Consider the following 23,032-nt stretch of genomic DNA (forward strand, 5'->3'; position numbering starts at 1 on the left):
TCAGGGGTTGTGTTTCACTGGCGCCGTCGCCACTGCTTCGCCGTGCGCGCGGCGGCGCGCAACTCGTCCGGGGGCACCTCCAGCACCCGGCTCAGGTGGCTCTGCCAGTACGGGCCGGGCACGCGCTTGCCCCGCTCCCAGCGCGAGACCTCGCCACGGCCCAGGCTCTCGTTGCCCGAGACCGTGACGAGTTCGTCCGCGAGCTGGTACTGGGTCAGCCCGCGCTCGTGCCGCGCGGACCGGATCAGCCGGCCGATCGGCATCGAGTCGCGGGCGGCCACGGCGGCGTCGGCGCTCATGACGCGGAAGCTACGAGCGCCGCCCAGCCGGCACGATCCGTTCGGCGCACGGTTTTGTCCTCATCACGCACGATTCGCCCCTTCACACTCCAGTAGACGTCCAGACCGTCTGTGCAACGTCGCGTTGGGTGACTCACCGAACCGCTCCCGGTAGGCCGCAGCGAAGCGGCCGTGGTGCATCAGCCCGTACTTGCTCGCGATTTCCCCGACTGTCGTGACCTCGACCTGGGCGGCCGACAACTCGTCGCGCACCCGCTGCAGCCGCACACCGCGCAGGTACTCGCTGGGCGAGCTGCCCAGCTGCTCCCGGAAGGCCTTCTGCAGCGCCCGCACACTCACCCCGGCCTGGTGGGCCAGGCTGCCCGGCGTGTGCGGGGCCTCCGGATGGCTGTGGATCAGATCGAGCGCCGCCCGCAGCGACCGCGAGGGCACCGGACGGTCCCGGCCCTCGATCATCGCCGTGTAGTTGTGCGGCTGCGCGAGCAGCAACCCGGTGATCAGGTTGCGCTCGAACTGCTCGACGGCTGCCGGGTGCGAGAGCATCGTGTCCGGCTGGTCCAGCTCAGAGACGCCGTAGGCCAGCTCCCGGTACCAGCTGCGGCCGTAACCGCGGGTGATGTCCATGCCCAGCCGGAACCGCACGGGCTCCGACACCGAACCGTCGATGAGCTCGGCCAGGCGCGCCTCCAGCGCAGGCCGCTCGATCCGGATGACGAACTGGGCGCAGTCGTCGGACAGCCGCATCCGCAGCGGGTCGTCCGTGCCGACCACGCCGGCCGTGTCCGGCGCGGAGTTGATCTGCTCACGTCCGCACTGGACCATGCCCCGGCCGATCACCGGAGCCAGAACCACGTAGAAGGAGCCGAGCTCGCCGGGTTCGACGCGCACGTCGGTGCCGTAGGCGACCACCGCGATCGCCACGTTCTCCAGGCGGCGGCAGTTGACCTTGGTGTTCAGCCGCGGGTTGCGGCCGACGGTGTTCATCGAGTGTGGGCAGAACAGGCGCCCCACCCGCTCGCGGGTCTCGTCAACATCTCGCGAGTGGAAGAGCCGGTACTTGTCCAACGGCAGTACTGTCATGTCCCGGGCAGTCGAAAAGATCAACGTACGGTGGCGCCGACTCCCATACACCTCCAATGCACCACTGTCCGTTGTTTGGCGTTCAATTGCTACCGACGAACGGGCGAATTTGCTATGTGCAATTTGCATCCGACGCGTCGGACCCCGGTTGATCAGGGGTTTTACTATTCGGCGGCCGGTCGCAAGACCGCCGTGAACTGTCGAAGGGCACCTCCCTGCTCGACGATGCGATAGCCGGTCAGCTGGCCCGCCTTCGACCAGACGCCCTCGGCCACGTCGACGACGTGTTCCAAGTGGCTCAGGGTGTAGACCCGGCGCGGCAACGTGAACCGCACCAGCTCGCGCGGCGCGGGCACGTCCGGCCCGCCGCCGGGGTCCCGCCTGCCGAAGACGAGCGTCCCCAGCTCGGTCACCCGCACCCCGCCCGCCAGGTAGAGCGCGTTGGCGAAGGCGGTCGCGGGCAGCTGCTGCGGCGGGATGTGCGGCAGCATCGCGCCCGCGTCCACGTACACCGCGTGGCAGCCGGTCGGCTGCAGCACCGGCAGGCCGGCCAGGCCCAGCTGCTCGCCGAACCAGCGCGCGCACTCGGCGCGGTACCGCAGGTAGTCCGGCTCGACGACCTCCAGCAGCCCCTCCGCGAGCGCTTCCAGATCGCGCCCGGCGAGCCCACCGTAGGTCGGGAACCCCTCGAACGCGATGAGCTGCTCGCGGGCGCGCGCGGCGAGACCGGCGTCGCGCAACGCGATGAGCCCGCCGATGTTGGCCATGCCGTCCTTCTTGAGGCTGGCCCAGCAGCCGTCCGCGAGCTCGAAGACCACGCGGGCCACCTCGCGCGGCGACAGGTGCCCGTAGCCGTCCTCGCGTTCGGTCACCAGGTACGCGTTCTCGGCGAAGCGCGACGCGTCCAGGTACAGCGGAACGCCGTGGGCGTCGCAGAGCTGGCGCACCTCCTTGACATTGCGCACCGAGACCGGCTGGCCGCCGCCCGCGTTGTTGGTGATGGTGAGAACGACGCACTTCACGCGGTCGGCCGAGGCGCGCAGCAGGTCCCGCAGCCTGCCGGTGTCGAGGTCGCCGCCGAACGGGTTCAGCTCCCCCGGCGCGACCGGCACCGGCAGGTCGACCGCCTGCGCGCCGGCCGCTTCCACACTGGCGCGCGTGCTGTCGAAGTGCGTGTTGCTGACCGAGATGTCGCCGGGTCGCAGCAGCAGGCCGAGCAGGATCCGCTCGGCCGCGCGTCCCTGGTGGACCGGCAGGACCTCGCCGTAGCCGGTCAGGTCCCGCACGACGGCCTCGAACCGCTCGAACGAACGCGCGCCGGCGTAGGACTCGTCGCCCCGCATGAGCGCGGACCACTGCGCGGCCGACATCGCCGCCGTGCCGGAATCGGTCAGCAGGTCGATGGTGATGGCACGGGCAGGCACGCGGAAGAGGTTCCACCCGGCCGCAACGAGCGCGTCGCGGCGCTCCTCCGCCGTGGGGAACGGGATCGGTTCGACCGCCTTGATCCGGAACGGCTCCATGAAGGGCGGCACGTGCGGCTCCTCGCTGGTCAGTTCGGACAACCAGACCAGCCTGGAGTGACCGCCGGGCGCGGCGGTAGGGGCCAGTTCGCGTCCCGTGGTGAGCTGGGACACAATCGGCGCGCGAACGGGCCACCCGGCCCGGCGACGGCGGAGGATTCACGTGTGGAAGCAGCGGCCGACGACGTAGGCTTCGCCTTTCAACCGCTCTACAGCCTGAACACCGGCGGCGTCGTCGGTGTCGAAGCCCTCGCCCGGCCGGCCACCGGACGGATCCACGACCTCCTGCGCGCCGCCCAGCGCCGCGGCCGGCTGGTCCACGTCGACGCCGGCCTCGCCGCGCAGGCGGTCCTCGCCGAGGCCACCCACGAGACGCTGCTCCCCCTGCACCTGAACCTGACCGCGCTGTCGGCCGCGGCGCCGCAGCTGGTGCTCGACCCGCTGCTCGAATCGCTCGGGCGCACCGGTCGCCGTCCACGTGAGATCGTGCTGGAGATCGGCGCGCCGTTCCACGGCGTCTCGCCGAAGGCGCTGCTCGCCGGCCTGGAGCGGTTCGCCGAGCTGGGCTTCCGCCTCGCCTTCGACGGGCTCGGGTCGGGCGACCTGCCGCTGAACCTGCTCGCCGAGGCAGGCGTCGACCTCGTCAAGCTCGACCGCACGACGCTGCGGCGGCTGCCCGGCGAGGCCGCGGCGGTCGCGCTCGTCGAGTCGCTCGTGCACTTCACCTCGCGGACCGGCATCCGGCTGGTGGCGACCGGAATCGAGGCCGAGGAACAGCTGTCGGCGGTGCGGCGGCTCGGGGTGCGGATCGTGCAGGGTAACCTCTTCGCCCCGGCCCGCGCCAACGCGATGCCGTCCGGTTTGGTCACGGCGCCGCCCGAGCCCGTGGCGCCCGTGCCGCTGACCAGGGCGGCGGCGCCGCGCGTGGACGACTTCCGGCACCCCGCGACGACGCTGCCCGACGACGCGACGTGCGACGACGTCCGGCGGGTGCTGCTGAACCACGACGCGCCGAGCGGAATCGTCGGGATCGACCGCGCCGGACGGCCGCGGTGGTCGATCGACCGGGCCCGGTTCCTGCTGGACCTGACCGGCCCGTACGGGCACGCGCTGCACGCGAACAAGGCGGCCGCGCGGCTGGCCGACCCGCCGCGCACCATCCGCACCGGCGCGGGCGCGCTGGAGCTGCTCGACCTGGTCGCCGACGCCGACCTGACCCGCACCGGCGACGACATCATCGTGGTCGGCGCGGACGGCGAGTGCCTCGGCGTGGTGTTCGTGACCGAGATCGTGCGCGCGATGGCCGAGGCGAAGATCGAGGAGGCGGCCGCGCTGAACCCGCTGACCCGGCTGCCGGGCAGCGACACCGTCGCGCGCGAGGTGGACCGACGGATCGCCGCGGGGCGGCCGCTCGTCGTGGCGTGGCTGGACGTCGACTCGTTCAAGCGCATCAACGACACGGTGGGCTTCGCGGCCGGCGACGACCTGATCCGGGCGCTGGGGCGGACGCTGACGGACCTGGCGGCGAAGCTGCGCAGCGTCACGGTGAGCCACGTCGGCGGCGACGACTTCCTGATCGCCTGCGGCATCGACGAGATCCCGGCCGTCGCGGACACCCTGCTGGGCACCCCGTGGACGGCCGAGCACCTGTCGGTCACGGTCTCGCTGGCGACGGTCGTGTGCGCCGGCACGGCGGCGAAGTCCTACCGCGAGGTTTCCCGGCTGCTGGCGCCGCTGAAGAAGCGCGCGAAGGACGTGCCGGGGTCGAGCTGGGTGAACAGCTGGCCGGGCACCGACCGTTTCGAGATACTGCGTGGACAGGGCCACGACTCATTGCGCGTCCCGAATCAAGTCCGCTGACAATTGTGCGCCCGTTCTGGCTAACCCGCTCGGGTGACGACAGTGAACAACTGACGAATTCGGCAACCGTTTCGCATTTCGCCACCCGGTAGGGTGACAGTACAGGTGTCTTCGTGATCAACCCCGTCATAGCGCGCACAGGCGCATCTTGGAGCAACCGTGAAATCCGCCCCTTTTAACGCCGTTCTACCTTCCTCCCGTGACCGTCCCAGAGTTCGATCCCACCGCGAAGCCGGGGTACATCTACGAGATGATGGCGGACCACCTGGAGGCCCGCATCGAGGCCGGTGAGCTGCGCCCGAACACGCCGCTGCCGGCGGAACGACGGCTGGCCACCGAGTACGGCGTCTCACTCGGCACGGCGCGCCACGCAACCCAGATCCTCCGCGAACGCGGCCTGGTGTTCACCATCCGCTCAAAGGGCACCTTCATCGCCGACGAGGCCCGCAGAAGAGCAAACGGGGGGGATTCGTGAACGCCTTTCACCCGTTGTCCGGGCGGAAATCGCGCACGATACCGGAAAAGGACGGCTTCCGCTCATCCCACCCCGGCAGCATTTCCCGCCGCCGTCATCTAGAGTGCGGTTGCACGTGCATCAGCATTCGCATGACGCCGAGGAGGGGTCGTGGTTCCTGATCTGCCGGCGAACCCTCTGTCGATCGAACTCGAGCTGAAACACCGACGATTCTGGTGGCAGATCGACGACGAGGACGAGCAGCCGGAACAATGGGACGCCAGAGCGGAGGTGTCGGAACTCGACGTGTGCCCGGACGAGCTCCGGCACGTCGGCGACATCGCACTCGTCATCGCCGATCTGACCAAGGAACGGAATCTGCTGGATTCGGTCGTGCTCGGCGAATGGGCGCTGGAGTTCATCGCGGAAACGGTGATCGACCCGGACCAGGGCAAGCTGCACCCCGAACTGGACGCGCGCATCAGCCAGGGCCCGCCGCGCATGGTGATCCTGAGGCGCATCGAGCTGACCGAGCCGTGGCGCGGGCACGGCCTCGGCGCCGCGTTGATCGCGAGCGCGCTGCGGATCCTGTCGCCGAACGCGCGCCTGGCCGCCTGCCGGGTCTCCCCGCTGGACTTCGCCCTCCCCGGCGCCGACCGCATCACCGCGGAGCTGTCGAGCCTGCGCGCCGGCGCGATGCTGGAGAGCATCGGATTCCAGCGCTGGCGGGGAGTCCACCTGGTCGACCTGAGAAACCCCGCACTGGTCGACGCGCGCATGGAGCTGCTCGACCAGTGGTGGCCCGGCCAGGACGAGGATTAGGCGTCAGAACAGGGTTTGCGCGACCCCGGTGAGCACATACCTCTCGTCGACGATCGGCACCACCCGCCACTTGTCCCACGTCGTGCAGGGGTGCGAGATGCCGAACCCGATGCGGTCGCCCACCGCCAGATCGTTCTCGCCGCGGAAGTAGGCGTGCTGGTCGTTCATCGCCACCACCTCGCCGGGCGGCGGCGCCTCCAGGGACGTCCCGCCACGGCGGATCCGATGCAGCGGCACCGGAAAGCCCGAGTCCATCCCGGTGTCCCGCTTGCCGAAGTCCACAATGGCCAGATTCGGTTCCGGTGTGGACAGCACTCGCGCCCACAGTTCCAGACTGGACCGCAACGGCATCACGGCATACTCCGTCGCCAGCAACCGCCGGTACTGCTCGTAGCCCAGCGCGTCGTGCGTGACGTAGCACCCGCTCCGCAGGACGACGCGGATCGCACGGCCGTTCCGCCAGCTCCGGCTCAGCTCGGCGGCGACCAGCTCGGGGTACTGCGTGCCCCCTGCGGTCACGACGAACTCACCGGCCACGTCGTGCCGCGCCAGCACCCGGTCCGCCAGTCCCGCCAGTTCCCGGAGCCAGGCACGCACGTCGCCGAGCAACCGCGCGCCGAACGAACCGGGAACGACACCCTCGAACCCGCCCACACCGGCCAGCTCCAGGTGGGACGAAGCCACCACCCGATCCGCGACCGCGAGGGCCGCGCCGGCGCCACGGGCGCCGGTCCGCCCGCCGGGCACGCCGAGCTCCACGATCACGGGCAACGGGCGGGTGCGCGACGCCCTGGCGATCTCCTTCTCCAGCACCTCCACGCCCTCGATCGAGTCGGCGTAGCAGTAGCAGGTGAACGCCGGGTCTTCGTCCAGCTCGCCGCTGAGCCACTCGATGGCCGCCGGGTCGCACAGCTCGTTGGCCAGCAGCAGCCGATCCGCGCCCAGCCCGCGGAACGCGGCCAGCTGGGTGGGAGTGGCGAGGGTGAGCGCCCAGGCGCCGTGCTCGATCTGCGCCTGCGCGATCTCCGGGGACATCGTGGTCTTCACGTGCGGCGAGAGCGACAGCGCGTGCTGCTCGCAGAACTGCTGCATCGCCGCGAGGTTGTGGTCGAGCTCCGGCTGCCTGAGCACGAGCAGCGGGGTGGGGAAATCCGCGCCAAGCACCTCACGCCCACGCAGGTCATCGACCCGCGATCCCGCGGTGGACGGCGGGAAACCCTTGTGGTGGCGGGCGATGACGACATCGGGCACCCGAAGCGGCCGCAACAGTCACTCCGATCGGTAGAGGGTGTCGAGCGGGGTCTCGCCGAACCGCCGGGTGTAGTGCAGACGGAACCGTTCGTCGTCCCGGAAACCGCAACGCCGGGCGGCGTAGCCGACGCTCACCAGCGGCGGGCGTCCCACCAGCAGAATCCGCCTGGCCTGCTCCAGGCGCAGCCCCAGCCGGAAGTCCTGCGGCCGGCAGCCCTCGTGGTGGCGGAAGACCCGCACGAACTCCACCTCGGTGAGCCCGGAGGCACGGGCCAGCTCGGTCACGCTCACCTCCTTGACCGGGTCTGTCGCCCGCAGCAGCACCTTCCCGAAGTCGCTGGCGAGCGGGCCGACCTCGGCGGCGCGCGGGCCGATCGACTCGCTGTACTCGTGCGGCTGGTGCCGCAGCAGCCAGTTCACGAAGATCTCGTCGGAATGGCGCGCGAACCGCGACTTGGACCGGCCGAAGAACTGCTCCGCGCTGGTGATGAGGGGCTGGCCGCGGCCGCTGAGCCGGGTGATGACCGGGTGGAACCGGATCGGGGAGCTCGGCCACCTGCCGGTGATCCGCGCCAGCCGGACGTGCATCGCCCGCTGCTCCACGCGCACGAGCTTCAGGTAGCAGTTCGCCCCGGCCTGGAAGCCGAAGGCGTCGGCGGGGGACGCGGTGACGACGTCGCCGGTGGCCGCCTCGAGGTAAGTGGAGCCGATCCGGAACACGCAGCGGCCGCTCACCACCATGGTGGTCGTGTACGCGGTGCGCGGAACACCGAGGCGCACCACGACGTCGCGGCCGTAGGTGACGGTGGCCGAGGTCAGCTGGTCGCCCTCGTGCCGGTGCATCCGGAGGTCCATCTCCCGCGGACCGCCCTCCGGCAGGAGTTCGTGCAGTCCGAGGACCGGCTCGGCCGCTTCGACGGCGAGGGCGGGGTCGGCGGTGCGGATGTAGGCGAAGTGGTAGCCGCTCATTGCTCGGGGTCTCCGTTCGGGATATGGCGGCGGGACGTCATCGGCGGAGAGTCTGGTCGGGAGTCTCTCCGAATGTCGCGGTGTACTTGCTGGCGAAGCGGTACTGGTCGCGGAAGCCCCAGCACCGGGCCACGTCGCTCAGGCGGATCTCCCCCGGGTGCCCGTCCTGCAGCAGGTGGTAGACGGCACGCAGGCGCTCGCGGAAGAGGAAGTCCGTCACGGGCAGGCCGCGGTACCGCTGGAAGCCGGATTCCAGCCGTCCGGGCTCCACCCCGAGTGCCGCGGCGACGGAGCACGACGTCCACTCCGCCTGCGGATCGGCGCGCACCAGCTCGGTCGCCCGCGTGACCAGCCGGGCGGGCGCGGGGTGGGCGGCGATCCGGGACAGCCGTGCCGAGTAGTTGTTGTACTGCAGCACGAGCAGCTTGGTGACGAGCCATTCCTCGAACTGCGCCGACCACGGGCTCGCGGTCCACTGCCCGTGCTTGCCGAGGGACCCGATCTCCTGGATCAGCGTCCGGTACCAGTACCGCGGCGCCCCGCCGACCACGTCCATGCCCAGTTCGAACCTGATGGGGCGGTCGGGCTCGGCACCGAGCAGCTCCCGCAGGATCCGCTCGACCAGCCCGGTGCCGATCTTGACGAGGACGAGCTCGGTGTCGCGGGTCAGCGACATCCGCAGCGCTTCTTCCGGGGAGCTCACGACGATGCGGTTCGAGCTCGCGGCGATCTGTTCGCGGCCGGACCGGACGACGCCGCTTCCCCGCAGGTGCGCCTGCACCACGAAGAAGTCGCGCGTGCGGCCGGGATCGACGAGTACCGGCGCGCCGTATTCCACGTAGTTGAGGAGAACCTCGCTCAGGCGTGTCGAATTCATCCGCGCGTCGAGCTGGGCGGTCGGATCGAGCACGTCGAGGTAGTGCTCGCACAGCACCCGGGACATCAGGTCGCGGGTTTGGTCGATGTCGTGGGAACGGAAGATCTCGTACTGCTCCAAGGGTCGGGTCAACATGATCTACGTTTCGTCGCCGGGTTCAATGGTCGACACCACGGGCCCGTGGGGAGATCCGGATGTCGCAGAAACTGAAACCTTCGTTTCAGCGTCGCCCATAGTACTCAGGAGCCGCTTTCAGACAAGTCTGTCTGCCGATCCGGCCGAACCTGTTTCGAGGCGATCACGAGCAGTTCGGCCAGGTGCACGGCCTCCACCCGCGAGCGCCGTTTCCGCAGGCCGGCGCGCAGTTGCCGGAGACAGCCGGGATTCACGGCGACCACGTAGTCCACCCCGGCCGCCTCGATTTCGTCGATTTTCGCCGCCAGAATCCTCGCGCTGTCACGCGGCCGCAAGATCGAGTAGGTGCCCGCCGCGCCGCAGCACGCGGCCGCCGACGGCAGCTCCACGTACTCCGCCACCGCCCGGATCAGCTCGCGCGGCTGGCGCCACACGCCGAGCCCGTTGCGCAGGTGACACGAGTCCTGCAAGGCCACGCGCGCCGGGCGGCCGTCGACCGACAGCGAACCCAGCGGCAGGACATCGGCTTCGACGAAGAACTCGCTCGCTTCGCGGACCCGCGGACGGCCGAGGTGTGCGGCCAGGTGCGCGGCGCAGCCACCGGACGTCGTCACGATCGTGCCGGGGAGGGTTTTGCCGAGCTCCTTCGCCATCCGCTCGCCCGCGGCGGAATCGCCGTTGTGCGCGTGCAGCGCACCGCAGCAGCCCTGCCGCGGCGGCACGGCCAGCCCGGGCACCAGCGTGCGCACAGCGCGCGAAACCCGTGGGAACAAAGCACGTTCCGCACACCCGAGCATCAGCGACGGCCCGCCCGCGCTCGCCGCTGTCCGCGCGTGCCTGCGTACCAGGCCCGGCAACCGGAGCAGCCACGGGCGCGCCACGGCCGCCATCAGCAACCGCGCCCGCAGCGGCCGCTGTCCGCCGCGCCACTGGTGGTCCCGCCACTGCTCCAGCAGGTTCCCGTACTCGACGCCTGCCGGGCACACCGGTTCGCACGCCCGGCAGCCCAGGCAGAACGACGCCTGTTCGGCGAGCGTGCCGTCGTCCTCCGGCAGTTCCCCCGTCTCCAGCGCGCGCATCAGCGAAATCCGCCCGCGCGGCGAGGACGCCTCCTCCCCCGTCATCGCGTACGTCGGGCACGCCGGCAGGCAGTACCCGCAGGAGATGCACCGGTCCAGCAACGGTTTCGAGAAGATCATGAACCGAGCTTCCCGGGGTTGAGCACGCCGGCCGGGTCGAACGCGCTCTTGATCCGGCGCAGCAACCCGAGCTGGGCCGAGCCGAGCCGCTCGGCGAGAAACGGCAGTTTCGCCGCGCCCACGCCGTGCTCGCCGGTGATCGTGCCGTCCAGCCGGATCGCGGTGCGGAAGACCTCGGCGAACGCCTTGTGCGCTCGCTCCACCGCGGCCTCGTCATCCGGGTCCAGGACGCACGTCGGGTGCAGGTTGCCGTCGCCCGCGTGCCCGAACGTCGCGATCTGCAGGTCGAACCGCTCGGCGATCTCATCGATCCGGCCGACCATCTCGGGCATCCGCGGCCGCGGGACCGTGACGTCCTCCAGGATCGTGAGCGAGCCGAGCCGGGACAGCGCCGGCAGCGAACACCGGCGCGCGGTCAGCAGCGCCTCGGCACGCGCGACGTCCGCCGCCACCGTCACTTCGAGCGCCCCGGACTCGGCGCAGATCTTGCGCATCCGCACCATGTTCCCGGCGACGACCTCGAGCGGGCCGTCCTCGCCGAACAGCAGCAGCGCGCCGGCGTCCAGCCGCAGCCCGAGCCCGGCGTACTCCTCCACCACGGCGACGCACTTGCGGTCCAGGAACTCCAGGGTGGCCGGCACGATGCCGGACGAGATGATGGCGCCGACCGCTCTGGACGCGTCCGCGAGCGACTCGAAGTAGGCCACGCCGGTGTTGCTCTCGGCCGGTGCGGGCAGCAGGGCCACCGTGGCTTCGGTGATGACCGCGAGCGTGCCCTCGGACCCGGTGAGCAGCCGCGTCAGGTCGTACCCGGCGACGTCCTTCCACAGCCGTCCGCCGGTCCGCACTACCTCGCCGGTCGGCAGCACCGCCTCCAGGCCGAGCACGTAGTTGCGGGTCACGCCGTACTTCAGGCCGCGCAGACCGCCGGCGCAGGTGGCGATGTTGCCGCCCACCGTCGCGGTCGTCCGGCTGCCCGGATCGGGCGCGTACAACAGGTTCCGGGCCGCGGCGGCGTCGGCGAGCCGGGCCGTCGTCACGCCCGGCTGCACGCGTGCGAGCAACTCCTCGGAGCTGACCTCCAGAATCTGCGTCATCCGTGTCAGCGCGAGGATGATCCCGCCGCGCAGCGGGACGGTGGCGGCGCAGAGGTTCGAGCCGGATCCCCTCGGCACGACCGGGACGCGGTACGCGGTGGCCAGCTGCAGGACGCGGGAGACCTGGTCGGTGGTGGCCGGGAACACGACCGCGTCCGGCGGGTGGTGGAACAGTGGCGTGGCGTCGCGCGCGTAGACCGCGAGGTCGCCGGGCGACTGGCGGACGTGGTCGGGGCCGACCACCTCGGTCAGGGCGGCGGCGAAGTCGCGGTCCAGTCCCATCAGGCCTGCCCGCACACGTTGCGCTGGCGGCCGAGCCCGACCACCTCGGTCTCCACGACGTCGCCCGGCCGCAGGTAGCCGAACCGCCCGGACAGGGCGACGCCCTCCGGGGTGCCGGTGTTCACCAGGTCGCCGGGCTCGAGCACGAGGAACTGGCTGAGGTGCCAGATGATCTCGCCGACCGTGAAGACCATGTCGGAGGTCTTGGAGTCCTGGCGCGGCCTGCCGTTGACCCACGACCGGAGTTCGAGCACCTGCGGGTCCGGCACCTCGTCGGCGGGGACCAGCCACGGCCCGAGCGGGTTGAACGTTTCGCACGACTTGCCCTTGGACCACTGCCCGCCGGGCCTGCCGAGCTGGAAGGCGCGTTCCGAGACGTCGTCGGAGGTGACGTACCCGGCGATGCAGTCCCGCGCGTCGCCGAGCGTTTCGAGGTAGCGGGCGCGCTTGCCGATGACGACGCCGAGTTCCACCTCCCAGTCGGTGCGTTCCGAACCGCGCGGGATCAGCACCTCGTCGTACGGACCGACCACCGTGTTCGGCGACTTGTGGAAGAGGATCGGCTCCGCGGGCGGCGGGTCCCCTGTCTCGGCCGCGTGGGCGGCGTAGTTCTGCCCGATGCACAGGACGGCGCCCGGCCGGGCGATCGGCGAGCCGATCCGCATGCCGACGATGTCGTTCTCGTACAGGACGCCGTCGTCGAGCGCCTCCCGCACCCGGTGCAGCCCGCCCCGCTCCAGGAAGGCGCCGTCGATGGCGTGGGTCAGCGGGGACAGGTCGTAGTGGCGACCGTCTTCCAGCACCACGGGACGCTCCCGGCCGGGAGCGCCCACCTGCATCAGTTTCATCCGTCTACTCCGGGAATTCCGCTGCTTCGAAGGGGTACAACGGCTTGCGCCGGTGCCGGTAGGTGAAGCGGTCGAGGTTCATCGCGGTGACGCCGTCGGTGTCCACGACGAGCATCAGCCGCGCGATGGCCCCGTACGCCGCGCGCGGCGAGTTCACGCCCTTGGCCACGACGATGTGGTAGCGCGCCGGGTCGACGCCGACGCTGAGCAGCTGCTGCAGGCTGGAGTTCATGACCGCCTTGGAGCCGATCACGAGCGTGTGCCCGTCGACGGTGTCCAGGACGGCCGTCGGGCCCTGGTCGAAGAAGCGGAACCCGCCGTGCGTGGCGGTGGGCTCCTCGAAGCGGCCGTCGGACACGGTGCGGACCGTCCCGTGCACCGGCACCGGCCGCCCGGCGGAGTGCACGTGCTTCGCCCCCACGCGAAGGTGCACCTCGGCGCCCTCCCCGGCCTCGATGCACTGCCGCGCCGAGTCCGGATCCCACAAGGTCTGCACGAGCGGCGGAGCCCCTCGCCGCAGGGCCGCGTCGAGGATGACGGTGGAGTCCCCTGGCGCCCCGCCACCGATGTTGTCCCCGACGTCCAGCAGTACGACCGGCCCACGCGACTCCTCGCAAGCCAGGTCGAGCGCCTCGGCCACCGGGTGACCCCGCGCCTGCAGACCGGACCGCCGCTTCCACACCTGGTTGGCCAGCTCCTGCGCGGCCACGGTCGCCTCGAACTCGTCGCCGTCGTGGATCGCGATGCACGACATCCCCATCTGCGGGACGTCGGCATACGGAAACCCCTCCACCACGCTGGCCGACAGCATGCCGGGCCAGCCGGCCACCTCCCGCGCCTTCGCCATCAGCTCCGCCATCGGCTCCTCGGCAGTGTCCTGCCGAGCGATGTTCACCACGAGCGGGAGCGGGACGAGCGACTGCACGGGCCGGATCTCGCCGCGTGCCGCGGCCGCGATCAACTCGGTGCAGTCGATCCCGCGTTCCTTCGCGTCCACGTGCGGGTTGGTCTGGTACACGAGCGTCACGGTGAGCGCGTCCACCAGTTTCCTCGACACGTTCGCGTGCAGGTCCAGCACCGCTCCGACGGGCACGTTCGGGCCGACCAACCGACGCACGCGCGCGGCGATCTCGCCGTCGGCGTCGTGCAGGTGCTCGGCCACGGCCGCACCGTGCAGGTTCAGGAGCACGCCGTCCCACGGCCCCCTGGCCTCGAGTTCGGCGAGCATCTCGCCCACCAGCGATTCGAAGGCGTCCTCGGTGATCGCGCCGATCGGGGTGACGAACGCGAAGAGGATCGGTTCGATCCCGATGCCCAGTCGCCGCGCCGCCGTGAAGTAGCCGCCGAGGGTCGTCGCCGATTCCGCGTAGTCGCGGATGATCTCCGAGTTCCGCACCACACCGCCGCCGGCGAACAGCCTGCGGTCGGCCTTCAGCGGCGAGAACGTGTTCGCCTCGTGGTAGAGCCCGAGCGTCGCGAAGCGCATCATCTGTCTCCCGCGTGGGCGACGACGTCCACCTCGAACCGGATGCTCGCAGGCAGGCAGCCGGTGATCGTGGTCCGCGCGGGCAGCGGATCCGCGAAGTATTCGGTGTACAGCCGGTTGAACTCGGGCAGGTCGCCCGCGTCCCGGATGTAGGCGCCGACTTTGACCACATCGGACAGTTCAAGTCCGGCGTCCGCCAGCACCCGGATGACGTTCGTGAGCGACCGGTGCATCTCCTCGGCGAACGTGCCCGGCACGATCGTGCCGTTCTCGTCCACCGAAGCCTGGCCGGAGACGAAGACCAGGTCGCCCGCTCGCACGAACGCCGAGAACTTCGCCGTGTTGCCGTCCCGGTCGACCGTTCCCGTCATCGTCCCGCCCCGTCGTGCAGCGCCTTCTCGAACCGGGTCAGCGCGGCGTCGAGCTCCTCCTCGCCGTGGCAGGCGGAGACATACCAGACCCCGCGGCCGGTCACCCACAGGCCGTGCTCGACGAGCACCCGGGACAGCCGCTCGTACCGGGCCAGGTCGAGTCGCTGCAGGGTCCGGTAGTCGCGGACCTCGGCCTCGCCGAACGAGACGTGGAACGCGGCGGGGAGCCCCTCGACTCGCAGCGGCAGGCCGTGCTCGACGGCCAGGTCCCGCAGCCCCACCATGAGGGTCTTGCCGTGCTTGGCGACGCGCTCGTACGGCGGATCCTCCAGCAGGCTCGTCACTGTCGCGGCCACCGCCGCGGTGGCCATCACCGAGCCGTTGAAGGTCCCGGAGTGGTTGACCTCGCCGGTGCCGAACCGGTCCATCAGCTCGGCCCGGCCGACGAGGGCGGCGACCGGGAAACCGCCGGCGATCGCCTTCCCGTAGGTGGCGAGATCGGGCTGGACGCCGTAGCGTTCGGCGCCGCCGCCGAGGCCGAGGCGGAAGCCCGAGATCACCTCGTCGAAGATCAGCACCACGCCGTGCCGGTCGCACAGCTGCCGCACCGCCTCGAGGAAGCCCGGCACCGGTTCGATGACGCCGGCGTTGATCATCACCGGCTCCATGATCACCGCGGCGACCTCGTCACCGCGACGTTCGAGCACGTCCGCGACCTGGTCCGCGTCGTTCCAGGGCAGCACGATGAAGTCCTCCAGGTGACCGGCGACCTGCCCCTTGGAGGCCGCGCCCCAGCGGCCGTCGGTCGCCGCGGTCAGGACGTTGTCGAGCCAGCCGTGGTAGTGCCCCTCGAACCGGATCACCTTGGTGCGGCCCGTGGTGGCGCGGGCCAGTCGCAGCGCTCCCTGCACAACCTCGGTCCCGGACACGCCGAAGCGGATCTTGTCGGCCCAGCCGACCGCGCGGCACACAAGTTCGGAGGCGCGGACCTCGAGCTCGTGCTGGCCGCCGAAGATGACGCCGTGCCGGCAGGCTTCGAACACCGCGTCGATCACGTGGTCGGGTGCGTGCCCGAGGAAGTTCGGCCCCTGCCCCAGCAGGTAGTCGACGTAGTCCCGCCCGTCGACGCTGTACAGCCACGCTCCCTTGGCGTGCTCGATGAACTCCTGCGCACCGGTCAGGCGGACGTTGGAGTGGACCCCACCCGGGGTCCGGGCGACAGCGCGCCGCCTGAGCTCCGCCGACCGCGGGCCGAGCCGGGTCGAATCGTTGGGCATGCAGATCCCTCCCACAGCCCGGCAGCGGCCAGGGCCGACGTTCCAGGGCTTCGCCGAGTTTCATCTAATGAAACGAAAAGTCTAAGATTCGATTCACCGTACGACCGTGATGACCACGCAGTCAAGGGGGCGTGTTCGGCCTCGACCTGGGCCTTGGCCCCCTGACACCCTTCTTCATGCGGGACTAAGATCTGAAACACCGAACTTGCCCGCCGAAACGAGGAGGAGCCGTGGCACGGCGCCGTAAGCAGGACCCCGACGATGTCAACCCGTCCGACAACGGCTCGGCGGAAGAGGAACGCGACTACTCGGTGCGCGCGGTCGAACGGGTCTGCCTGATCCTCAACCTGCTCCAGGAATCGGTCGACGGCATCACCCTCAACGAGGTCGCGCAGACCACCGGGCTGCCCAAGTCCTCGGCGTTCCGCTACCTCTGGACACTGGAGAACCACCGGTACGTCGAGCGCGACGACGAGCGTGGCCTGTTCCGGCTCGGCCTCGGGTTCGTCGGCATGCAGTCCCGGCACCTGGAGATCCTGCGTGAGCGCGCCCGGCCCTCGCTGGAGTCGCTGCGCGACGAGTTCGGCGAGACCGCGAACCTCGGCCTGCTGGACGGCGACCACATCATCTACATCGAGATCGTGGAGAGCCGCCGCGGCGTCCGCCTCGCCGCGTCCCGGGGCGACCGGGACCCGCTGCACTCGACGGCGCTGGGCAAGGCCATCGCCGCGCACCTGCCCGAGGACCGCGTCCGGAACCTGCTCGAGTCCACCGGACTGCCCGCGCGCACGGCGAACACGATCACCTCGATCGACGACTACCTGGACGAGCTGGCGAAGGTCCGCCGGATGGGCTACGCGGTCGACAACGGCGAAAACGAGGAGGACGGCCGATGCGTGGCCGCCCCGCTCCTCGCGACGCACCTCCCCGCCGCGATCAGTGTCAGCGGCCCGGCGTCCCGCTTCACGATGCAGGACGTGAAGCGGGCCGCCAAGACGCTCATCGAGGTGGCCGCGGGCATCGCGACGAACCCGCAGCCGCAGGAGGCCAACGACTGAGCACGCGCAACCTGTGCCTCACCGCCTCAGCACCTGGCCCGGACATGCCCCGGTGAGCGCACCGACCGAAACGACCGCGGTCCCGTTGATCCAGACGTCCCGCACACCACGCGCCTGCCGGCACGGATCGGTCCAGGTGCCGACCTCCCGCACGTTCGGCAGGTCGAGCACCACGACATCGGCCATCGTGCCGCGAGCGAGGCGTCCGCGGTCGGGCACATCCAGCCGCTCGGCGGCGGCCAATGTGCTTTTGTGGACGGCCTCCGGCAGGCTCAACAGCTGGTCGTCGACCACATACCGCTGCAACAACCGCGCGTGCGCGCCGAAGTTGCGCGGGTGTGGCCGCCCTGGCGCGGACTCCGGCAGGGCGCTGCCATCGCTCCCGAGGATGGCCATCCGGTGTCGGAGGAACGCCCGCACATCGTCTTCGCTGCGATAGAACAGGACGACCTGCGCGCGATTGCCGTGCCGTGCGCACAACCGCAGGCACAGGTCTTCCGGCGTCACCGACTCGCGATCCGCGGCTTCCTTCACAGTGCGGCCCTCCATGTCCTCGTCACCGGGGCCGGTGAGCGAAAGGAGGACCCGGCTCCAGTCCCAGGGAATGCTCCCGAACAAGCCGGCTGACAATTCCGCGCGAGCACGCTCGTGCAGTTCCGCATCGTTGAGGTGTGCGGCTATCGCCTCCTCCCCGTCCGCCTGCAACCAGGCTGGCAGGTACTGGGTCAACGACGAGGCTGAAGCGTCATAGGGGTAAACGTCGAACCGGATGTCGACCCCCTCGCATTCGACCTTTTCGAAGCGTTCGAGGACGTCTCCCGCTTTCCCCCAGCTACGTGGATCGTTCAGCGACACATGGGAGAACTGCACGCGTGCTCCCGTACGCCTGCCGAACTCGAAGGCCTCCTCGAACGCGTCGAACCCCTCGGTCACACGGGCGTGTGTGGCGTACAGCGCCCCCGAATCGGCCACCACACGTCCAAGCGCATGGAGCTCATCGGGTGTGGCAAAGGAGGACGGAACGTAGGTCAGCCCGGTCGACAGCCCGAACGCGCCCTGCTCGAGAGCGGTCCGCAGCAAGATCGCCATCCTGTCGCGCGCCTCCGCGGTCGAGTCGGTGTCTCCCATCCCCATCGCCGCTATCCGCAGGGCGCCGTGTCCGACCAACGCAGCGGTGTTCATGACGGGACGAGCGCCGGCCACGGCCTGAGCGTAGCCCTCGAAGTCGACCCATGCCGTCTCGAGCCGGGGTATCCCCAGCCCTTTGAGGAACTCCTCGAGCAAGGCCCGCCTGTCGGGATCCACCGGAAACGCGGAGAACCCGCAGTTGCCTACCACCTCGGTGGTGACGCCTTGCATGACCTTGCTCGGTGCCGTGTGGTTCAGGAGGAAACTGGCGTCGGAATGGGTGTGGATGTCGATGAAACCGGGCGTCACCACCATCCCCCGGCAATCGACGTCGCGTCCCGCCGTCCCGTGCGGGATACCGCCGGGGACCACGTCGATGATCCGCTCCGCTCGGATGCCGACGTCTCCCTCGACCGGCGGCCCACCGCTCCCGTCGACTATCAGACCACCGCGCAACCAGACTTCGTCCTCAGCGGACATGCAACTCCAATCTCACTCACACGATCCAGGGATGCCAGGAAGTACGCCGACCAGCACCAAGTTCCGCTCGGAGCCGCCGTACGGCCGGGCTGATCTCCCTCACGAACAGCCAGTGCTCGCGCAGTGCGGCCGGAGCCAGATACGCCGGCTTCGAGCGGCTGACGTGTTGCAACAGGGCCTCCGCCTGCCGGACAACAGACGCAGTCGCTGCGCAATCCTCTCCGGCTCGACACGCGAGTGCGAGCACGCCGGTGAACAACTCGAGGGACGCTGCTGTCCGCCTTGCCTCATTGCGCCACTGTTCGACCGGATTCGGCCAGAACCGGACGTCCCTCCCGGGGGGCATGAGGCTGATCGCCTCGCGCAGCGTGGCAGCGATCTGCCGCAGCGCGTCGGCGAGAGGTGGCCGCGTGACCGCGAACGCCCGGAGCTGGTCGTCCGGGTAACGGGTTCCCGGCACTCCGGCGTCCGCGAAGTAGGGAAGGACCTGGTCGACGAGGTACATCATCGACGGGTAGGAAGCCGTGACTGTGTGCGCCAGCGAATACGCCTGCTCAGCCGTGGCGGACGAGTCCGGCGACACGTATTCGGCCCAGCGACGCCGGAAACCGGTCGCGCCGGACGGGCTCGAGTTCCACGCCAGATCGGCCAGGCAGGCGACATTCTGGTGGTCCGCCGGATCAGGGATCCAATAGGCGAGAACACCGGAAGCACCCGCGGCCTTTCCCTTGCGAAGTGTGGTGGACACGTTCTCCGTGAAGTCCTGGGAGAACAAGTGCGGGAAGAGGCCTGTCGTCGGCGCCACCCAGGTCTCGGTTCCCTCCGTCCGTGGCTCCGGAACCGGATCGTTGTACTTCCACCACACGATCACCGGACGAGGCAGGCCCTGTTCGACCGCCCGGTCGAGGTACTCGTCCAGCACACCTTCCCTGACGAGCGTGTCCTGCCAATGCACCATCTCGATGCCGGCGTCCGCCAGCACGGTGCCGACGAGGATCAAGTATTCGACGAGGAGTCGGCCGGGTGACAGGTTCCGGCATCCCTCGCACGCGCAGTAAGGGCTCACCACACGTTGCCGGTCTCCTGGGTCGACATTGCTGATCGGGTAGTACTCGTCTCCGGCGACATGAAGACGGCGAAGACCGTTCGGCCGCAGGTGCTGGTCGATCAGGTTGCGAATCAGGCGGACCAGTGCATGCCGCGCTGCCGGCCGCGAGACGCAGTACCCGTAACCGGTTCGAGCACCGGCCGGATCCACGGCGGACAGCTCGCTTACGACACGCGGGATCAAGGTGGAATGCCCAGGACCACCGAGGTGCGGGATCAGCTCGACACCGCGGGCAGTGGCGTAGGCGCAGATGTCCGAAAACAGGTCCTTCTCGAAAATCACCGGTACGTACTCAAGCTCTGTCTCGCCGCGATCCAACGGGTCCCAGGTGGTGATCCGAGAGCTCGACACGAGGTCCGGAAAGTCTCTCAGCGGAACGAACATGTACTCGGCGGGCCGCTCGCCGTGCCGGATGTCCCAGCAGCCGTAGATGGACAGCCCCAACGTGTTCAACTTGAGATGCGCCAGGCGGTCGATGAGGTTCTGCCAGTCAGGAAGGTTCATGAGGTCTGTACCTGTGAAGGACTCCACGAAGACTCCGCGCGTGGCAAGATCTGGTCCGTCCTCGATGTCGAGGACGGGCAATGCTGATCGTTCGTATCCGTCCCAGAGATCCACCAGGGTGCGGACGGCGTGCAGCGCACCACGTGCGTCGGCGAACTCCGCTCGTATCTGATCCTCGCGAATTCGAAGCCGATAATGCTCGGCAGGTAGCCTCACCGGAGTGAATTCGACGGGCAGCGAAGTACCACCCGGCACTTCGACCCCGTCGAGGATCTCACAAATCTGTTGAGCACAAGATTTGAGACTGTCCGGCAAATCCAAGCTGCTGAAGGCTGCACACGGAAACGCCGGCCTGTCGCTCGGGGCGTCGATTGTTCTCGGCCGTGGGATGAGTTCGGGAATCGTCGTGGCGTGGGCGTCACTTTCGCCTGGCATCGTTGGAAATCCTCGTCGCGAATGCACGTCGACGGGTCGATGTTCAGCAACAAGGACACTCAGGCACTTCCCGCTGCCACTTCCCGCCAAGCGCGCTGAACCATGAGTGCCGGATCGTGACACTACAAGTGATCGCGACGCCTTGTCGAAGGCAGCGGTTTTCACCGTGAACGCCAGGGAGAACACTCACACCATCGTCCAGCCGGCATCGACACGGATCGCCTGACCGGTGAGAAAAGAACTGTCGGCGCCGGCCAGGAAGCTGACGACGTTCGCGACGTCCTCCGGCACGCCGCGCCGTTGCAGGATCTGGTGCTCGAGCACCGCGCGGTCCAGCTCCTGCTCGTCGAACGACTCCCGCTCCTCCTCGGTCTTGATGGCCCCGGGCAACAGGCAGTTGACTCGGACGCCCGAGGGCCCCAGCTCCCGCGCGAGGGATCGGGTGAACCCGAGCAGGCCGGCTTTCGTGGTGCCGTAGTGCAGTGCGTTCGGTGCGCCGGTTTCCGCCAGAACACTGCTGACCACCACCACACTGGCTGCGCGCGGAAGGCGGCCGCGGAACGCACGTCGGCAACACAGGAAACCCGCGGTCAGGTTGACAGCCAAGATCTCATTCCACTCCCTGAGGCTGATCTCCGCCCAGGAGTGCCGAACAGTGCTCGCGGCGTTCAACACCAGCGTCGCGACCGGGCCGAACTCGGCCTCGCATTGGTCGAACATGGCCTCGACCTGGCCAGGGTCGGTGACATCAGCGGGCAGCACCAGGGCCTGACCACCGGCTTCCTGAACCTCCTCGGCCACCTGCTTCGCGAGGCTGATCATGGGTTCACTGGGAAAGCTGTTGACGACAACCGCCATCCCGTCGACCGCCAGCCGGCGGGCGGTTGCCGCTCCGATTCCACGTGAGGCCCCGGTCACGAGAGCGACCGGCGTTGCGGAACCGCGAACCGGTTCCACCCGCCCCGGTCTCGGACTGTCCATCCCGAACACCTCCGTCGCTCCAGCCCCCCGACACAGGCATTTCACCAGACAAACCGACTTCTTCACAAGGCGAACCGTGGAACTATCGGTGCACGGGACACCGTCGGGTACGCCTTGGTTACGAGATGCAGCACACGCCGCGGCCGCCACTTGACAGCTTCACCCACACGATTCACGCTGTGTTCCATCAGGCGGCATGTGAATTTCATATCTGCCTACCGGGCGAAGAGGCTGCGAGGTGCGCAGCTCCCGGCCAACGTCTCGACCAGGTAACCATCACACAACTTTGACGAGGTGGCTCGTGACACAGATTCTCATCACCGGCGCGTCCGGCCGGGTCGGTTCGACGCTCGCGAAGGCGGCACTCGCTCGTGGGTTCGCCGTCCGGGGCATGGTCTTGCCCGGTGAGCGGTTGCCGGTGTCGGGTGTGGAGGTGGTGGAGGCGTCGTTGACTGATGCGGTGGCGTTGGCGGGGGCGGTGTCGGGGGTGGATGTGGTGGTGCACCTGGCGGCGCAGATGGTGCTGGGTGAGACGCCGGTGGAGCGGTACTACGACATCAACGTGATGGGCACCCTGCGGTTGCTGGAGGCGGCGGTGGCGCAACCGGCGCCGGTGCGCCGGTTCGTCTACGCCAGCACCGACAACACCTACGACCCCGCGCACGCGCCACGGGAACCGATCACCGAGGACCACCCGCAACTGCCCGGGGACTACTACGGCACCTCCAAGGTGCTGTGCGAGCAGCTCGTGCGCAACTACCACAAGCTGCACGGACTCGACTACACCATCCTGCGCTACGGATCGGTGCTGGCGCCCAACGAGGCCGTCGCACTGTTCCGCCTGGACTGGGTCCGCGGATTCCTGGCCACCCACACCGCCGCCGGGCGCCGCAGCAACCTCTGGCAACTACTGGCCGGCGGCGAGGACTTCCTCGGCGCGCTCAACGAACAGATCGGCGACCGCGACGACAACCCCGCACTCGCCCTGACCGGCCCCGACGGCCGCCCCTGGGCCATCCACACCACCGACGTCCGCGACACCGTCACCGGCACCCTGGCCGCCATCGACCACCCCAACGCACGCAACCAGGACTTCAACATCGTCGGCCCCCACACCACCACCTTCACCGAAGGCGCCACCGTCATCGCCAAGCACTACAACCTCGAACTCCTCACCGCCCACATGCCCGCCACCTTCGCCTTCGAACTCTCCACCCACAAAGCCACCCGACTCCTCGACTACCACCCCCACCACGACTTCGACTCCACCATCACCACCGCACTCGACCCCACCCCCAACCCCGACTACACCCCCGTCACCCAAGGCTGGATCCCCACAGGCGAAAGGCCGGAACGCCCGTGATGCGCACGATCGAGATCGTGGCTCACGAACCCTCCGGCCCACGTGGTGCCGCTGAAGAGTCAGGTGACCTGCTCGCGCTCGATTTTCTTGATCTCCATCTCGTGCGACGAACGGACCAACTGCCGCACCTACGGATCGAGGTCCC

Annotated in this window: 20 protein-coding genes; 5 read left to right on the forward strand and 15 right to left on the reverse strand. The window is 69.4% G+C overall.

The window, feature by feature from the left end; all coding sequences use genetic code 11:
- Positions 1–14: 14 nt before the first annotated feature.
- From ACCP09_RS05990 to ACCP09_RS06000, 3 genes are all read right to left on the reverse strand, one after another.
- The gene (locus tag ACCP09_RS05990; protein ID WP_020419524.1) at positions 15–299 is read right to left on the reverse strand and encodes a helix-turn-helix domain-containing protein; all 285 of its coding nucleotides are present in this window, start codon (positions 297–299) and stop codon (positions 15–17) included.
- Positions 300–362: 63 nt separating this feature from the next.
- Positions 363–1,379, reverse strand: a complete 1,017-nt coding sequence (locus tag ACCP09_RS05995) for an AraC family transcriptional regulator (RefSeq protein ID WP_037322696.1) — start codon at positions 1,377–1,379, stop codon at positions 363–365.
- 164 nt (positions 1,380–1,543) lie between these two features.
- Positions 1,544–2,914 (reverse strand): tryptophanase, encoded by a 1,371-nt coding sequence (locus ACCP09_RS06000; protein ID WP_378362611.1) that lies wholly within the window; start codon positions 2,912–2,914, stop codon positions 1,544–1,546.
- A 153-nt stretch (positions 2,915–3,067) separates the two neighbouring features.
- Here ACCP09_RS06000 and ACCP09_RS06005 point away from each other — a divergent pair, with 153 nt between their 5' ends.
- From ACCP09_RS06005 to ACCP09_RS06015, 3 genes are all read left to right on the forward strand, one after another.
- Entirely contained in the window at positions 3,068–4,762 is a 1,695-nt protein-coding gene (locus tag ACCP09_RS06005; protein WP_123684149.1) for a GGDEF domain-containing protein, read from the forward strand.
- Positions 4,763–4,961: 199 nt separating this feature from the next.
- Complete coding sequence (locus ACCP09_RS06010) at positions 4,962–5,237, forward strand: winged helix-turn-helix domain-containing protein (RefSeq protein ID WP_433743711.1); 276 nt, start codon at positions 4,962–4,964, stop codon at positions 5,235–5,237.
- Positions 5,238–5,387: 150 nt separating this feature from the next.
- Positions 5,388–6,038: a hypothetical protein gene (locus tag ACCP09_RS06015; RefSeq protein ID WP_027932844.1), complete on the forward strand. Its 651-nt coding sequence runs from the start codon at positions 5,388–5,390 to the stop codon at positions 6,036–6,038.
- A gap of 3 nt (positions 6,039–6,041) precedes the next feature.
- On the opposite strand, the gene ACCP09_RS06020 is transcribed toward ACCP09_RS06015, so the two are convergent.
- The 9 genes from ACCP09_RS06020 to ACCP09_RS06060 all read right to left on the reverse strand — a co-directional run bounded on the left by ACCP09_RS06020 (position 6,042) and on the right by ACCP09_RS06060 (position 15,830).
- Entirely contained in the window at positions 6,042–7,304 is a 1,263-nt protein-coding gene (locus tag ACCP09_RS06020) for an amino acid deaminase (RefSeq protein ID WP_433743714.1), read from the reverse strand.
- A gap of 3 nt (positions 7,305–7,307) precedes the next feature.
- Complete coding sequence (locus tag ACCP09_RS06025) at positions 7,308–8,258, reverse strand: helix-turn-helix domain-containing protein (RefSeq protein ID WP_433743717.1); 951 nt, start codon at positions 8,256–8,258, stop codon at positions 7,308–7,310.
- 37 nt (positions 8,259–8,295) lie between these two features.
- On the reverse strand, positions 8,296–9,270 hold the full coding sequence (locus tag ACCP09_RS06030) for a helix-turn-helix domain-containing protein (RefSeq protein ID WP_433743720.1): 975 nt from the start codon (positions 9,268–9,270) through the stop codon (positions 8,296–8,298).
- 104 nt (positions 9,271–9,374) lie between these two features.
- Positions 9,375–10,469 carry a (Fe-S)-binding protein gene (locus tag ACCP09_RS06035; RefSeq protein WP_433743723.1) on the reverse strand — a complete coding sequence of 365 codons (1,095 nt, stop codon included), beginning with the start codon at positions 10,467–10,469 and terminating at the stop codon, positions 9,375–9,377.
- Positions 10,466–11,848 carry an FAD-binding oxidoreductase gene (locus ACCP09_RS06040; protein ID WP_433743726.1) on the reverse strand — a complete coding sequence of 461 codons (1,383 nt, stop codon included), beginning with the start codon at positions 11,846–11,848 and terminating at the stop codon, positions 10,466–10,468. Before ACCP09_RS06040 ends, ACCP09_RS06035 begins: the two co-directional genes overlap by 4 nt.
- A complete protein-coding gene (locus ACCP09_RS06045) occupies positions 11,848–12,696 on the reverse strand; it encodes a fumarylacetoacetate hydrolase family protein (protein WP_433743728.1) in 849 nt (282 codons plus the stop codon). The genes ACCP09_RS06040 and ACCP09_RS06045 overlap by 1 nt, the downstream gene beginning before the upstream one ends.
- A 4-nt stretch (positions 12,697–12,700) precedes the next feature.
- Positions 12,701–14,185 carry a M81 family metallopeptidase gene (locus ACCP09_RS06050; RefSeq protein ID WP_433743731.1) on the reverse strand — a complete coding sequence of 495 codons (1,485 nt, stop codon included), beginning with the start codon at positions 14,183–14,185 and terminating at the stop codon, positions 12,701–12,703.
- Positions 14,182–14,553, reverse strand: a complete 372-nt coding sequence (locus ACCP09_RS06055; protein ID WP_433743734.1) for a RidA family protein — start codon at positions 14,551–14,553, stop codon at positions 14,182–14,184. The genes ACCP09_RS06050 and ACCP09_RS06055 overlap by 4 nt, the downstream gene beginning before the upstream one ends.
- Entirely contained in the window at positions 14,550–15,830 is a 1,281-nt protein-coding gene (locus ACCP09_RS06060) for an aspartate aminotransferase family protein (protein ID WP_433743737.1), read from the reverse strand. The genes ACCP09_RS06055 and ACCP09_RS06060 overlap by 4 nt, the downstream gene beginning before the upstream one ends.
- 230 nt (positions 15,831–16,060) lie before the next feature.
- On the opposite strand from ACCP09_RS06060, the gene ACCP09_RS06065 reads away from it, so the two are divergent.
- Positions 16,061–16,888: an IclR family transcriptional regulator gene (locus ACCP09_RS06065; protein WP_400980772.1), complete on the forward strand. Its 828-nt coding sequence runs from the start codon at positions 16,061–16,063 to the stop codon at positions 16,886–16,888.
- An 18-nt stretch (positions 16,889–16,906) separates the two neighbouring features.
- Here ACCP09_RS06065 and ACCP09_RS06070 read toward each other — a convergent pair whose 3' ends face one another.
- From ACCP09_RS06070 to ACCP09_RS06080, 3 genes are all read right to left on the reverse strand, one after another.
- The gene (locus ACCP09_RS06070) at positions 16,907–18,496 is read right to left on the reverse strand and encodes an N-acyl-D-amino-acid deacylase family protein (protein ID WP_433743740.1); all 1,590 of its coding nucleotides are present in this window, start codon (positions 18,494–18,496) and stop codon (positions 16,907–16,909) included.
- A gap of 16 nt (positions 18,497–18,512) precedes the next feature.
- Positions 18,513–20,543 carry a family 20 glycosylhydrolase gene (locus tag ACCP09_RS06075; protein WP_433743743.1) on the reverse strand — a complete coding sequence of 677 codons (2,031 nt, stop codon included), beginning with the start codon at positions 20,541–20,543 and terminating at the stop codon, positions 18,513–18,515.
- A 186-nt stretch (positions 20,544–20,729) separates the two neighbouring features.
- Positions 20,730–21,524, reverse strand: coding sequence for an SDR family NAD(P)-dependent oxidoreductase (locus ACCP09_RS06080; RefSeq protein ID WP_433743746.1), 795 nt, complete (start codon positions 21,522–21,524; stop codon positions 20,730–20,732).
- Between the two features lie 301 nt (positions 21,525–21,825).
- Here ACCP09_RS06080 and ACCP09_RS06085 point away from each other — a divergent pair, with 301 nt between their 5' ends.
- Positions 21,826–22,887, forward strand: a complete 1,062-nt coding sequence (locus ACCP09_RS06085) for an NAD-dependent epimerase/dehydratase family protein (protein ID WP_433743749.1) — start codon at positions 21,826–21,828, stop codon at positions 22,885–22,887.
- Positions 22,888–23,032 lie beyond the last annotated feature (145 nt).

Source organism: Amycolatopsis sp. 3B14 (assembly GCF_050958625.1).
GTDB classification, from domain to species: domain Bacteria; phylum Actinomycetota; class Actinomycetes; order Mycobacteriales; family Pseudonocardiaceae; genus Amycolatopsis_E; species Amycolatopsis_E thermoflava.

Coding starts and splice junctions, on each gene's coding strand:
- ACCP09_RS05990 (WP_020419524.1), bottom strand. CDS start 299: ATGAGCGCCGACGCCGCCGTGGCCGCCCGCGACTCGATGCCGATCGGC.
- ACCP09_RS05995 (WP_037322696.1), bottom strand. CDS start 1,379: ATGACAGTACTGCCGTTGGACAAGTACCGGCTCTTCCACTCGCGAGAT.
- ACCP09_RS06025 (WP_433743717.1), bottom strand. CDS start 8,258: ATGAGCGGCTACCACTTCGCCTACATCCGCACCGCCGACCCCGCCCTC.
- ACCP09_RS06030 (WP_433743720.1), bottom strand. CDS start 9,270: ATGTTGACCCGACCCTTGGAGCAGTACGAGATCTTCCGTTCCCACGAC.
- ACCP09_RS06035 (WP_433743723.1), bottom strand. CDS start 10,469: ATGATCTTCTCGAAACCGTTGCTGGACCGGTGCATCTCCTGCGGGTAC.
- ACCP09_RS06040 (WP_433743726.1), bottom strand. CDS start 11,848: ATGGGACTGGACCGCGACTTCGCCGCCGCCCTGACCGAGGTGGTCGGC.
- ACCP09_RS06045 (WP_433743728.1), bottom strand. CDS start 12,696: ATGAAACTGATGCAGGTGGGCGCTCCCGGCCGGGAGCGTCCCGTGGTG.
- ACCP09_RS06050 (WP_433743731.1), bottom strand. CDS start 14,185: ATGATGCGCTTCGCGACGCTCGGGCTCTACCACGAGGCGAACACGTTC.
- ACCP09_RS06055 (WP_433743734.1), bottom strand. CDS start 14,553: ATGACGGGAACGGTCGACCGGGACGGCAACACGGCGAAGTTCTCGGCG.
- ACCP09_RS06060 (WP_433743737.1), bottom strand. CDS start 15,830: ATGCCCAACGATTCGACCCGGCTCGGCCCGCGGTCGGCGGAGCTCAGG.
- ACCP09_RS06070 (WP_433743740.1), bottom strand. CDS start 18,496: ATGTCCGCTGAGGACGAAGTCTGGTTGCGCGGTGGTCTGATAGTCGAC.
- ACCP09_RS06075 (WP_433743743.1), bottom strand. CDS start 20,543: ATGCCAGGCGAAAGTGACGCCCACGCCACGACGATTCCCGAACTCATC.
- ACCP09_RS06080 (WP_433743746.1), bottom strand. CDS start 21,524: ATGGACAGTCCGAGACCGGGGCGGGTGGAACCGGTTCGCGGTTCCGCA.